Annotated in this window: 11 protein-coding genes; 4 read left to right on the top strand and 7 right to left on the bottom strand. The window is 60.4% G+C overall.

Going from position 1 to position 13475, the window contains the following annotated elements; genetic code table 11:
• Entirely contained in the window at positions 1–363 is a 363-nt protein-coding gene (locus IV454_RS13540) for a YfeK family protein (protein ID WP_206091866.1), read from the top strand.
• Positions 364–1296 carry a hypothetical protein gene (locus tag IV454_RS13535; protein ID WP_206091865.1) on the top strand — a complete coding sequence of 311 codons (933 nt, stop codon included), beginning with the start codon at positions 364–366 and terminating at the stop codon, positions 1294–1296.
• Here the strand turns inward: IV454_RS13535 and IV454_RS13530 are convergent.
• The 5 genes from IV454_RS13530 to IV454_RS13510 form a co-directional block, all read right to left on the bottom strand.
• Positions 1288–3069 (bottom strand): ABC transporter ATP-binding protein, encoded by a 1782-nt coding sequence (locus IV454_RS13530; RefSeq protein ID WP_206091864.1) that lies wholly within the window; start codon positions 3067–3069, stop codon positions 1288–1290. The genes IV454_RS13535 and IV454_RS13530 overlap by 9 nt on opposite strands.
• Positions 3066–4796: an ATP-binding cassette domain-containing protein gene (locus tag IV454_RS13525; protein WP_206091863.1), complete on the bottom strand. Its 1731-nt coding sequence runs from the start codon at positions 4794–4796 to the stop codon at positions 3066–3068. The genes IV454_RS13530 and IV454_RS13525 overlap by 4 nt, the downstream gene beginning before the upstream one ends.
• 43 nt (positions 4797–4839) lie before the next feature.
• A complete protein-coding gene (locus tag IV454_RS13520; protein ID WP_206091862.1) occupies positions 4840–6084 on the bottom strand; it encodes an ATP-grasp domain-containing protein in 1245 nt (414 codons plus the stop codon).
• 111 nt (positions 6085–6195) lie between these two features.
• Entirely contained in the window at positions 6196–8037 is a 1842-nt protein-coding gene (locus tag IV454_RS13515) for a hypothetical protein (RefSeq protein WP_206091861.1), read from the bottom strand.
• A gap of 53 nt (positions 8038–8090) precedes the next feature.
• Positions 8091–10001, bottom strand: a complete 1911-nt coding sequence (locus IV454_RS13510) for a hypothetical protein (protein ID WP_206091860.1) — start codon at positions 9999–10001, stop codon at positions 8091–8093.
• 1028 nt (positions 10002–11029) lie between these two features.
• On the opposite strand from IV454_RS13510, the gene IV454_RS13505 reads away from it, so the two are divergent.
• Both IV454_RS13505 and IV454_RS13500 read left to right on the top strand, forming a co-directional pair.
• Positions 11030–11596 carry a DUF488 domain-containing protein gene (locus IV454_RS13505; protein WP_229522230.1) on the top strand — a complete coding sequence of 189 codons (567 nt, stop codon included), beginning with the start codon at positions 11030–11032 and terminating at the stop codon, positions 11594–11596.
• Positions 11589–12197: a uracil-DNA glycosylase family protein gene (locus IV454_RS13500; RefSeq protein ID WP_229522229.1), complete on the top strand. Its 609-nt coding sequence runs from the start codon at positions 11589–11591 to the stop codon at positions 12195–12197. Before IV454_RS13505 ends, IV454_RS13500 begins: the two co-directional genes overlap by 8 nt.
• 27 nt (positions 12198–12224) lie before the next feature.
• Here the strand turns inward: IV454_RS13500 and IV454_RS13495 are convergent, their stop codons facing one another.
• Entirely contained in the window at positions 12225–12617 is a 393-nt protein-coding gene (locus tag IV454_RS13495; protein WP_206091857.1) for a nuclear transport factor 2 family protein, read from the bottom strand.
• Between the two features lie 2 nt (positions 12618–12619).
• On the bottom strand, positions 12620–13441 hold the full coding sequence (locus IV454_RS13490; protein ID WP_229522227.1) for an MBL fold metallo-hydrolase: 822 nt from the start codon (positions 13439–13441) through the stop codon (positions 12620–12622).
• Between the last annotated feature and the right edge of the window lie 34 nt (positions 13442–13475).

The raw sequence follows: 13475 nt of genomic DNA, 5'->3' as shown, positions 1-13475 counted from the left end.
ATGAAAAAGATACTGATCGCCACATTGAGCGCAACCCTGTGGAGCGCCGGCAGTGCATTCGCCGCCACGCCCGACGCCACCCGCACCGAAGTCACGCGTCTGCTCGACGCGGTCGAAAAATCGCAGTGCCAGTTCAACCGCAACGGCACTTGGCACGATGCGAAGGCGGCGCGCGCGCATCTGCAAAAGAAGTACGACTATCTCGACAAGAAAAATCTGCTGACCAATACCGAGAGCTTCATCGAACGTGGCGCGACCGGCAGCAGCATGAGCGGCGACCCATACCAGATGCGCTGTCCCGGCACGGCGGTGGTCAACAGCGCCGACTGGCTCAAGGCCCAACTGGCACGAGTGCGCAAGTAAGTGGGCAAGCGCGCCAAGCGCGAGCCGGCGCCTGGCCCGGGCTTGACGTGGCGGCCCGGCACGGGACCTGACCCGCAAGCGCTCGCGCGCATGCAACAGGCGGCGCCCAAGCCATCGGTGGTCATGGGTGAAGCGTGGTTCATGGGTTACGACCGCAAGATGTTCGGCGACCTCCGTACCACGACCGTCGACCAGCTCTCCGATAGCCAGATCACGGAGGCACTGTGGGAAATCGCCAGCGGGACATCAAGCTTCGGCCATATGGACGAATGGGATGACTGGTTCGCTTACCTGCTTCCCCGGCTGATCGCGATAAAGCAAGCGCCTTCGGACCATAAGACCATCGAGATGCTGGCGACAGCATTCTTTATCCATTACCCGGTCCGCATCCACGATTGGACCTATGGCGAGGTATTGCAGACGCTGGGACAGGTCATCATGGGACCGTCGCGCTGGCGCGATGGCCGGCTGATCCTCGACCATGTGTTCAATGGCCCGCCAGCCAGTCCTCATGAGACGTGGGGTTGGTGGGATGTCTGCAGCGACCTGTCGGCATCGCTGTTTTTCTGCCTGAAGTATCTCCATCCGCGTGACATCAAGGGTTGGGTCGATTCGATCTTTGCGATTGACGATCCGCACTGGCGCGCCCAGATACTGTTGTGGCTCGGCCTGACCCGGCAGATATGCGATGCGGGAAGCGCCTTCCCCGCCGATCTGGGAAGCCAAGCGCCGCAAGCGACATGGGCGGAATCGTTCCTGCTCGACGACAGGCTGGCCGCGCCATTCATCACCGATGAAAACCGCGCCGCGTTCAGGGATGCATTGCGGCCCTTGCTGGCGTTGCACCTGGACAATTGGCGCGCGTCGATCGCGCAGGTCGATTATCTCGCGCTCGAAGCGCTGCCTTCCATCGTCGATATCGACTTAGGATAGCTCCGCGGTCTCCCCATGCTGGCGATACAGGGTGAAATACTCGCCCTTGCGCGCCAGCAGATCGTCGTGGGTACCCTCTTCCACCACCCTGCCATCGGCGAACACCAGGATCTTGTCGCAGGCGACCACGGAGTTGAGGCGATGAGCGACCGTGAACGAGGTGCGGCCATGTTTCAACTGCGCCAGGGCGAACTCCACCCGGTCCTCCGTCAGCGAATCCGTATGCGCGCTGGCTTCGTCGAGTATCAAAATCGCCGGATCGCGCAGCAGCACGCGCGTGATGGCGAGCAGCTGGCATTCGCCCGCGCTCAGATTGCCCCCATTGTCATGGATCGGACTATCCAGATCGCGCGACGATTTTTCCATCAGGTCGTGCAGGCCGGTGAGCTTGCAGGCGTCAAGAAGCGCGCGGTCGTCCCTGGCTTTATCCAGGCCCTCGCTGAGGCTCATATTCAGGTTGTCGCGCAAGGTTCCGCGTATGAAGACCGGGTTTTGATTGACCACGCCGATTTGCTGGCGCAAATGCGAGCGGTTCCAACGCTCCAGCGGCTGCCCATCGATCGTGATATCCCCTTGCATGATGGTGTACAAATGGCTGATCAGCGAAATCGTCGTGGTTTTTCCCGAACCGGTGCGTCCCACCAGCCCCACCGAACTGCCACGCGGTACCGAAAAACTCAAGCCCTTCAAGACCGGTTTGCCGGGCTGATAGGCGAGCCACACGCGGTCGAAAACCACGTTGCCGTCGAGCCGCCTTAGCGGCCCGGCCGGCTCGGGCAAGGCCTGCGTCTCTTCGTCGGCGCTCATCAAGGCGCTGAGCCTCTCGACCGTGACGGATGCGTCCTGGAGTGTCTGCAATTCGGTAAGCAGGATGGCAACGGGGCGACGCAGCCGTTCGCTGAATCGCAGGAAGGTCACCAGCAAACCCAGGGAAAGCTGTTGGCTGAGGGTGAAATAGCCGCCGACGAACAGCACCATGAAGGTTGGGAAATAGCAGAGCAGATTGGCGAATGAGCGGGCCAGCGAATTAATCTTGATCATGAAGATGGCTTTCGCCAGCAGCTCTTCCGACGATGCACCGATCATTTTTTCGCTGTAGCGTGAAAAGACATCGACTTTCATCAACGGCAGGATTTGCAGATATTCCGCGAATTGTCCGTTCAGCCCGGCCAGATGGGCTTTGTAAGCGCGCAAGGAATCCCGGATGCGGCCGATCACAAGGAACACGAATACCACGGCCGGAAGGCTGGACAGCAAAATCAGCGAACCGAAATAGACATCGGTAAACAGCATGAACGCCAGGATCAGCAGCACGACAATCAAGGAGATCAGCACCCGCGGCATCGACAAGGTCAAAAACGCTTCGAGCCCGGACACTTCGCTGGTCGAGCGGGTGAGCAATTCGCCGATCGACACCTGGTCGAAATACTTCATCGGCAGCCGGGAAAATTTCTTGAACAAGGCGAGGCGGATATTGAGCGTAATGTCGTTGGCAACAAAGGTTCCCGTGGATTTTCCGTAGTATAAGAAGACCAGATTAAGAATTTCCAGCACCAGGATCGGCGCCACGAAATTGGTCCAGGGGTTTTGCGTGCCTTTGGCGGCCAGGTGCTCGACCAGGCTGCCCGTGAGCTGCGAGGACAGCAGCACCACGCCGCCCGACAGCATCAGCAGGAATATCGACAGGGCAAACCTGGCTTTTTTCGTGTTGTAGGTAACGAGCAGGAACACACTCGTTTTCAGGTAGTCGATGGGTGACGATGTATTTTTCATTCGGCGCGGTTCTTCAGTGATAAAGCAGGCGACACCGGTGCATCGAGCTGCAGAACGCCATCGCAAAAATCCAGGTCGGCAGCCCGATGGGTAATAAAAATGACGATCTTGTCGGTCCAAATGTTCCAGAGACGCTCGACGATGATTTTCTCCGTCGTGGGATCGATGGCGCCGAGGCAGTCATCGAGGATGATGACTGGCGTGTCGCGAATAATCGCCCGGGCCAGGCAAAGCCGTTGCCTTTGTCCGCCGGAGAGCTTTCCTCCCCCCTCGCCAAGCGCTTCGCTCAATCCCTTCGACAGCCCGGCGATTTCATCCCACAGCTCGACCACTTTGAGGCTGTCGATCAGCACCTCGTCTGAAAACTGCTCAAGCGGATCGAGATTGACACGGATACTGCGGCCGAGGACGAGGCTTTTCTGATGCACCAGCGTAATCTGCGAATCGAGCCAGCTGCGCGAAGCATCCTTGAGGTCGCGCCCATTGATCCGGATGGTGCCGCTGTATTCGTCCATGCCGCCGGCGAGCAAGGTGGCGAGAGTGGTCTTGCCGGTACCGACCCGGCCGATGACAGCAATTTTCTGGCCGGCGCTGACATCGAAACTCAGTGCGCGAACCAGCGGCGCCGATCCGGCATAGCCGAAGGTCAGCTGCTCGACTTCAATGGCCGGCCGCGCACCCGCATCCCGCTGCGGCGCGTGCGGCAGCGCTGGAGGCGCCTGGCCGGGAGAGTGCAACACATCGAACAGGCGGCGGTAACTGGTAAAGCCCATCCGCCACTCCGCCAGCAGCGAACCGAAATCGGATATCACGTCATGGATCACCATCATGTACACATGCAGCGAGATGTAGGCGCCGATACTGATGTCGCCATCCCTGACCAGCACGATCCCATAACTGAACAGGATAACCAGCGACACGAAATACGGCAGGAAGGACATCGCCACATTCAGGTCACCGACCTTCAGGCAGCGATAGTTTTGTTCGGCGTAGGCGCGCGCCGACTGATCGAGCTTGTGCAGCCAGAACGGCTCGGTCGCCGTCGCCCTTTGCAGCCTGACCGACTTGATCGAATGCGCGATGGTTTCGTACAGCCGCGACAGGGTTTCCTGGGCAGTCAAAAAGCGCGCTTGCTGCAGCCGGCCCAATTCGACGCTAATGATGGGAAGCAGCAGCAGCGGGCTCATAAGGATCAAGCATAACTTCGCATGGATATTCACCATGTACACCAGCGACATCGCCACCAGCACGACATAATCGACGCTGTTCGCCACGGTGTAGCCGTGAATGATCCTGGCCCGGTTCCAGTCGTTGCTGATGCGGTTCATCAGGTCGCCGAAACGCAAACCGTCCTTCCCCGACAAAGGCATCGACAGGGAGGACGCCCACAAATCCTTTTTTAATTCATGCCCGACCAGATGCGTTTCCTTGAACAGGATCATGCGCCAGGAAAATTTGAACAGCAGGCTGCATATCACAACCAGGAGCAATGCCAGCGCCAGCAGGATCAGGGTGTGGGGTTTGTCGGCCGTCGCCGCTGTCGGCTTCCAGAAAGCGCCGCTTTCCTGCCCGAGCAGGAGATCGAGCGTCCATTGGATAAATTTCGGTATCAGGCTTTCGCACAGGTTGGCCAACAGGATGGCCAAAAAGCCGCAACCGTAGACCGCCCAGCGCCGGACCACGCGTTGTCTCACGAGCGAAAAGGGCGTCGCTTTCACTGCTGTCATGACTTCACCAGCCTGACTGTCGTTAGGATAAGAAATCGGATCATCAAGACACCGCGACCGAATCGAAGGTCGGCACCTTGTCGAGGTGCTCGAAATCGCGTTTCACATCCTCGTAATTCCCGAGCATCAGGAAGCGCGCCGGAATCTTCCTGAAGCCGCCTTTTCCATCCAGGATGTCGCCCGCCTGGCGGCGAAACGACTTGACCAAGGTGGGGCAGCGCGCGGGCGGCAGAGCGGCGATCGTGAGAATGCGGCAGGGAAGCGCGCGCGGGAAGGGAATCATCAGGTACGCGGCCGATTGCCCGCCATCGGCCAGCAGCGGCAGCGGCGCCTGTTGCAGCTCGACGCGGATCTGCTGAAGAATCGGATCGACCCCGGTGAGCATTTCAATCGACGCCGGAATATCGGCACCGCCGACCCTCGCGCCGACCTCGATGAATACCGGTTCCGCATGCTCGTCGCTTTCATCGAGAATCAACTCCAGATGGAAATGGTTATCGAATAACTCCAGGCTGCGGGCCACTGCCACGGAAAACGCGACGAGTTTATCTTTCAGCTTCGCGGCCGGCAGGGAAATGGCGCCGAGCGGCTGGCCGCGGGAAAAGGAAATCGGCGGACGGTTGTTGCGGAAAGCGATCGCATACACCAGCTGTCCGTTCTGCAGAAGTCCATCGACGTGAAAACTGGTCCCCTGGTGAAAGACTTCGCATTCCTGATCGTGGAAGTCGTACCCGTGCTGTTCGGCGTCCAGCTGGGCCTTGCTGGCGATGATCTTCACTCCCCTGCCGCCCATCAGGCTGCGCGGTTTGAGCACCACCGGGTAGCCGTGGCGGCCGACGAATTGACGCAGTTCCTCGACACTGGAACAGCCCTGATAGGCGGGAATATTGAATCCCGCGGCGCCGACAACGGTTTTCATCGCGACCTTGTCGCGCACCGCCAGCGCCTGGCGCGTATGGAGGCCCTCGATACCGAATTTCTCGCGCAGCGTGGCCGCGCTCAGGATATCCCATTCGCTGACGGCGATCAGGCGGAACACCGGGCCGAATTGCTGCGCCAGTGCGGAAAACGCGGCCTCCAGTTCCCCGAGCGACTGGATGTCGTCCACCACGCGCACCCGGCCGCTCTCTTGCGTTGCGCGCGTCAAACCCTTGTACCCGTTCTGATCGACGATATAGCTCGCATCGAAGCGGGTGTTGTCGATCACCGAATCGACGGAATGGCGGCCATCCGACCACGCTTCGGACCAGCCGTTGATTACCACGACATGAGGTTTTTCAGATTTCACTATCGACTGCCTTTTTTATCTGTGACTTTTTCTGGACAAAATGAATGCAAGCGAACGAACGTTAGCGCCGGCGGAGCGGCCGCCCGCGCTACCGTTCCAGGCCTGGCATCGTTACTTCGCGTTGCGCTGCATTTCAACGAGGATGGTGGTCGCGATATAGTTCGCCAGCAGCTTCACGCCGGCCGCCTGCACTGCCTTGTGCGCGTGTTGCTGGAGAATGTCGAGCGTATCGACCGCCCAGAAAATGAACAGGGAAGTCGACAGAAAATCCTGATTGGTTTCGCAGCGCAGGATGGCTTCACCCAAATCGAGCAGCAATTGCCAGAGCGAGCGGTAGGCATCGCGCGCGGAGATTTTTTCGCTTTCGCCGAGCACCGCTTTCTCGTCGCCTTGCATGGACCGAAGCGCATAGCCCGCCACTTCCTCGGCCAGTACCTTCAAGGCGAGCGGCGCCAGCGCATCTTCCCTGGCCGGCTGGTACACCAGATGCGACCACGTCGCCAGGCGCTTTTTCAGGCTGTCGAACTTCATTTCCCGGATCTGGTTGCGGGCCCACTTCCTGATTTCTTCGTGACTGTCTTCGTACAGGATCAGATCGAGCGGACCGTGCTTGTCGAAGATCATCAGCTTTTCGATCAAGTCCATGAACTGCGGGAGCGCCAGGCACTCGTCGACCTTGAACAGATTCTCCCTGGCCTTCAAGGTTTCGACTGTCGGTGCGCGCGTGCAGAGCGCTTTCCATGTTTCCAGTTCCGGTCCGGACAGTTCGCGCGTGCGCTGGTCGACGATCTCGGCGCCGTTCCATTGCAAGGACAGATCCTTCAGTTTCTCGAAAATCTCATCCGCGCGGTCGGCGAATGCCGCGATAAAATCCGCGCCCGAATTCTTGTCGTGAAAGCCGAACAGAAAACGGTTCAGGGCGTGGTCCTCGACGATATCGCCCAGGTGCTTGGTATCGACGAACTGGCCGGGATTGTCCACGCCGCGGAAGCACACCGTCAGGCAGCTGCGCGGGCGTCCGCCTTCGGTCCGGTAGCGGTGATGCACCAGCGAACCGGAGGCGAAGACCGTGGTCAGCGGCTTGTTTTCGTGCTTGATCTCGACCACCGCCGCCGATGGATGGCCGAAGACCTTGCTTTGAATATCGAAGGCCTGTTCGATCTTCTGGTCCGAAGTAAACACGCTGGCGTTTTCCGTGGACCAGGCTTCGCCCTGTTCATTCACGAAGCAATTGCGCAGGCCCTGGTGCGTGCCCGGGATGATGACGAAATTCTGTCCCTTCGGCCCCGATGCCTGGCCGCGTTCCCAGGTCAGGATGACCTTGTATTCATCGTTGAATGGCGTGTTATCGATGTGCAGCATATTATCCTGCGCCAGCACCGAAATCGGCTCGGCATCCTTGCCGCGCGCATCGACGATGCGCAGCGGACCGCCGATCTGGCAGGACACCATGGCCACCAGCAGCGGGTGCAGAAAGGCGCCGCTGAAGGCGGGATTGCCCAGGAAGTCGAGGTGATTGCCGAGGTTGATATACGAATGAATCCAGCTTTGGCTGCCCAGGCTATTGTTAATTCGCGTGTACTCGTCGACCAGCCCGCGAAACGCTTCGTTATCGATCAGCGATCCGAAAATCACGGCACCGCGCTGGTCGAGTTCCGACGTAAGCCGGACAAACAGCAGCCGCGCCGTCTCGGCTTTTTCCGGGCCATGGGTTGTGCGCCACTCGGCCACCAGGGTCTCGACCAGCTGTTCGCGAAACTGCTGCTTTGTGTCGAGGTTCCAGAAGCGTTTATAGGCGGAGAGCTTGCGCACCTTGCCCGCTTCGACCAGCTCCGGATGGATTGCCTGGGCGCCGGCCCGCACTTTCAGGAGGCTATCGCGTTCCTCGGCGGTGCAGGAAAAACCGACAGTGATGTCAGGAGGCGCTTGTTGTATTTGATCTGCATGGGGCATAGTCATTCCAGTCAGGCCTGCGTCCACCGCAGGCCGAGAGCATTAATGGTGGATCAGGCGGCCGACGGCAACCCGGATTTTTGCTTTTGCATTTCAAGCAAAATGGCCGTGGCGATGTAATTGGCCAGCAGTTTGGCCCCGGCCGCGTGTACCACCGGGTTGGTTTTCCCTTGCACGATATCGAGCGTATCCGTGGCCCAGAACACGAACAGGCAGGTCGAGAGAAAATGCTGGCTGTTTTCGCAGCGCACGATCGACTCGCCAATATCGACCAGGAACTGCGCCAGCGAGCGATAAGCGTCGTAGGCGGAGATGCGTTCGGTCGGCCCGAGCACCGCAGGCGCCCCGCTCGTCATCGACTGCGTGGCGCAAGCCGATACTTCCATCGCCAGCGCCCGCAGCTGGGCCGGATCGAGCAGGTCGGCCTGGGTTGGCTGGCCGATGGTGGCGGTCCATGCGTTCAGACGCGTTTTCAAGCGGCCGAGCTGCATTTCGCGGATCTGGTTGCGGGTCCATTTCCTGATTTCCTCGTGATTGTCTTCATACAGGATCAGGTCCAGCGGGCAGTGCTTATCGAAGATCATCAGCCGTTCGATCAAGTCCACGAATTGCTGATGCGGCAAGGTCTGGTCAACCGTGACCAGCTTGGCCCGGTCCTTGAGCATGGCCACCGTCGGCGCCAGGGTGCAGGTTTTTTTCCAATCCACGACTTCCTGCGGCGACAGGGCCAGCCGGCCCTGATCGAGCATTTCAGCGCCATCTTTTTGCGAATCGAGGTCGATGAGTTTATCGAACAGGCGGTCGGCACGCTCGACCAGCGCCTCGATATAGGCGGCCTCGGTATTTTTGCCGTGAAAACCCATCAGCAGGCGATTGAGCGCGTCGTCCTGGACCATATCGGCCAGGTATTTGGCATCGACGAACTGGCCCGGATTGTCGTCGGCGCGGTGGAACGCCAGGATCAGGCAGCTGCGCGGCTCGCCGACTTCGGTCCGGTAGCGGTGATGCACGATGGCGCCGGCGGCGAATACGGACGTTAATGGCTTGTCTGGATGGGCGGCTTCGACCACCACGGGTGAAGCGCTTCCAAATTCGGCAAATTGAACGTCGAAGGCTTGCTGGATCTTATCTTCGGTAATGAAAATACTGGCATTTTCGCTCGACCAGGCCGCGCCTTGCTCATTCACGAAGCAATTGCGGGCGCCGTGCTGGGAACCGGGAATGAAGACGAAATTCTGGCCTTTGGGACCCGCAGTGGTGCCGCGTTCCCAAGTCAGGATGATCTTGTATTCTTCATTGAATGGCGTGTTATCGATGTGCAGCATGTTATCGAGCGCCAGCACGGAAATCGGTTCCGCATCCTTGCCGCGCGCATCGACGATACGCACCGGGCCGCCCATCTGGTAAGAGATCATCGCCACCAGAAGCGGATGCAGAAACGCCCCGTTGATATCGGGATTGCTCAGGAATTCAGGGTTATGCCCGAGGTTCATGTACGAGTGGATCAGACTCTGGCTGCCCTGCTGGTGCAGGACGCGGGTGTATTCATCGACCAGCTTGCGGAACTCGGTGCTGTTGACGAGCGAACCGAAAATAACGGCGCCGTTCTTTTTCAGCTCGGATGCCAGCCGGATGAACATGAGGCGCGCCGTTTGTGCCGCTTGCGCGCCGTGGGTGGCCGTCCAGCTGGCCACGAGTTTGCTCATCAGTTCGTCCCGATACCGGTCCTTGGCGTCGAGATTCTGGAAGCGCTTGTAGGCCGACTGTTTGCGGATCTTGCCCGCTTCCACAAGTTCAGGGTGAATCGCGTTGGCGACCGAACGCTGCATCAGCAGGCTGGCGCAGACATCGGGTGGACAGGCGAATCCAACCACCACGTCGGGCATGCCGGCGGCTTCCTGAGGGGTGTTGGATTCGGCGGTGTCGCTGGCGGAGAGAGGCGTATTTATATGATCGAGAGGCATAGTTATTCCATTCGTTGTGAGCGGCGAAGCTGACAAAAAAGCGTAGGTATCCGAAGAACGGTCGTTTTGGACGTAGGCCCGGCCCACCACGCGCGGGAACCGCACGCACTGCGCCAATGCCTACCCGTGCGGTGGAGCGTGGCGGGCGGCCACGCTCGGGGCACGTTGCGACCAGGGCCGCTGCATGGGCAACGGCGCGTGTTCGCCGGGCGGCAAGATTGCCCGCCCTTTCCGACAGCCGGCCTTTCCAATGCCCAAAGGAAAGTCACGGCATGCACGGAAGTCGAGAACCTGAATTCGGGGTGAGAATCAGGCTGGTTTACAGCTGTGAAAACGTTTCCAACCGATTTTCAAAAAAAACGACAAATTGTCGTGTTTTTGGCCATTCGATCGTTTCAGCGAGTCTGACGGGCGGCATGGTGCGCTTGGCCGACCGTCAAATGCGCAGGCGGCATTCCCGCTGCCGCCCTCGTATTGACGGAACGATATCGTAAGGAAAGGTTAAACGTCAAGACTGAATGGGGACATTGCTATAAATACCCGACGAGCATGGAAAATCGATGACAGGCCGGCCCGCGCGATGGGATTAGTGTGGAAAATTTGCGACGCATGCCAATCCGCAGCCGGTTTTTCTCTATGAGAATAGGGTAAACCACTGCGACATAAAAATTATAATTAGGTAATTAATTTGCGGCTGAGGAAAGCAAAAAACGCGCGCGGATCTGCATCGAATTGTTAAATATTGAAAATACGCACATGCCACCCGGCGCTCGCCGAGCGATCGATTGTCAATCCATCGCAAACCCGTGCGCCGGAGCCGGCCTGTGTCCTCCCCCCCCGTCTGAAAACGCTTTCATCCGATCTGGCCGGTTTTCGCCATGTTTGCGCCGCCGGCTGCACTTGTCGCGCCCACGCGGGTCCGGATACGGGTGCGGCGGCGAGCCAAGCGTGCACCGCAAAGGCAGTGCTATCATGGGATCGCGCCTTGGACGACTGTCCGGCCAGCCCTCGCCCCTTCTTGCTCACTCGTGGAAAAGCCCGCAAACATCCCGCCCGAGGTACTCGTTTGTACGATCGGCCATTCCAACCGGCCGCTGGAGGCGTTTCTGGATCTGCTTGCGAGCAACCGGATCGGCTGCGTGGTCGATGTGCGCACCGTGCCGCGCTCGCGCCACAATCCCCAGTTCAACCAGGATGCGTTGCCCCATTCCCTCGCCGCCGCGGGCATCGATTACCGCTACCTGCAGGCCCTGGGCGGCTTGCGTCACGCAGCAAAGGATTCGTCCAACACCGGCTGGCGCAATGCCTCGTTCCGCGGCTACGCCGACCACATGCAGTCACCCGAATTCGCCGACGGCATGGACGCATTGTGCGAGCTCGCGCAAACGCAGCGCTGTGTCCTGATGTGCGCAGAAGCCGTTCCGTGGCGCTGCCACCGCTCGATGGTCGGCGACGCGCTGCTGGTACGCCACATTGGCGTCGAACATATCATCGGTCCCAAAGGACGCCGCCCGCATGTCCTGACGCCGTTCGCCCATGTCGACGGCGAACGCATCACCTACCCGGCACCGCCCGCCGGCCCAGCCGATGACTGACAGCGCGGTACTCAAGCGCTATGCAAATCTGGAGAGCCTGCTGGCCGACGTGCGCGCATGCCGCGCCTGCGAAGCGCATCTGCCCAAAGGCCCGCGCCCCATCGTGCAGGTAGGCGAAGGTGCGCGCGTGCTGATCGTCGGGCAGGCGCCGGGCGCGCGCGTGCACGCCTCCGGCATCCCGTGGGATGACGCCAGCGGCACGCGGTTGCGCGAGTGGATGGGCGTGGATGCGAATGCCTTCTACGATCCCGGGCGCTTCGCCATCATCCCGATGGGATACTGCTACCCGGGCCGGGGCAACGGTGGCGATCTGCCGCCGCGCACCGAATGCGCCGACCTCTGGCTGGACCAGTTGCTGGCCAAATTGCCGGATATCGAATTGACCTTGCTGATTGGCGCGCACGCCCAGCGCCATTTTCTGGGCGCGCGCCGCAAGGCCTCGCTGACCGCCACCGTCCAGGCGTGGCGCGATGTGGCACCGGGGTATTTCCCGCTGCCGCATCCCTCGCCGCGCAATACGCCCTGGCTGCAGCGTAATCCCTGGTTCGAGCAGGAGCTGGTGCCGGTGCTGCGCGCGCGCATCGCCCAGGTCTTCGGATGAAGACCCGAACCCGCGCGGACGAATGCATCAGGGCTGCATCGCCTGGCGCACCGTGTAACTGTCGACGTACTGCACCATGTGCGCGATCTTGCCATCCCTGAAAGTGTAGTGATGGGCAAAGGCGGCCCGCATGGCGCGTCCGGTTTCCTTGTACGTGCCCGAGTAGGAGCCGAAGGCCACGATCTGCTCGCCCTGTTCGAGAAAGCTGTCCGCCTCGGCGCGATAGCCGATCCACTCGGTGGCAAGCCGCCTGAACACATTGGCCACGATGGCGTCGGGACCGCGGAAGGTGCCGGCGTACGGAAAACCGGCCGCTTCGACCCATTCGGCGTCCGCTGCCAGCAAGTCCAGCAGGCGCGTCGCGTTCTCGCCGGACTGGCCTTCGTAGGTCGAACGCAGTAGCTCCAGGTTGGAACGCATGATCAACCCCACTTCATTTCGCCAAGCACCACCTTGGCGCCGGTGGTGAGGGCCACTTCCATGCCGGCGTCGGGGTAGCGCAGCTTCATGGCGGCGATCAGGGCGGCGCTGTCAGCGGCCTTTGCGGCTTCTTCCTCGAACGCCAGCAGGTAGCCGCGCGTATAGGCGATGGCCGATGCATCGGCTGGCGCATCGACCGTGCCATGGCCCGGCACCACGATGCGCGGCTGGCGCGCCGCCATCGCGTCCAGGTTTTTCACCCAGGCCGCGCGCAGTTCGGGGGTGGCGGTATCGGCCGTCCAGACGTGCACGCCGGAGAACACCAGCACGCCGCCGAAAATGGCTTCCAGCGAAGGCACCCACAAGTAACGCCGGTTGCTCATCCCTTCCGCATTCACAATCTCGATGGTTTCGCCGTCGATACTCAAGGTGGACGCATCCGATGCGGCGGGCAGCACCACATCGGCCAGGGTTTGCGGGCCGTCGGCCTTCAGTTGCGGCCCCCAGACATCGAGCTTCTTTTGAACGTTGGCGTGGATCGCGGCGACCGTGGCATGTGCGGCAAGCACCGGCACCTCGGGAAATGCGCTGCGTACCGCGCCCAGGCTGAAATAGTAATCCGGGTCGCTCTGGCTGACGTAGACCGCCTTGAGCGGCTTGCCGCCGGCGGCGATGGCGTCGGCCACGGCCTTGCCGTCGGAGAGCGTGAAGCCGCCATCGATCAGCAGCGCTTCAGTCGGGCCTTGCAGCAGCACCGGCGCGCGGAAAAAACCGTTCTGGCCTGCGGGGAAATGCTTCCATGTGAGCTTGGTATTGCTTGTCATATCGTCTCTCGTCATAAATTGAATTGCGTGAGAG

The sequence above is a fragment of the Massilia antarctica genome (genome assembly GCF_015689335.1).
GTDB lineage: Bacteria > Pseudomonadota > Gammaproteobacteria > Burkholderiales > Burkholderiaceae_D > Telluria_A > Telluria_A antarctica.
Note: the sequence above shows the minus strand (reverse complement) of the source record. Positions and strands in the feature narration are given on the sequence as shown.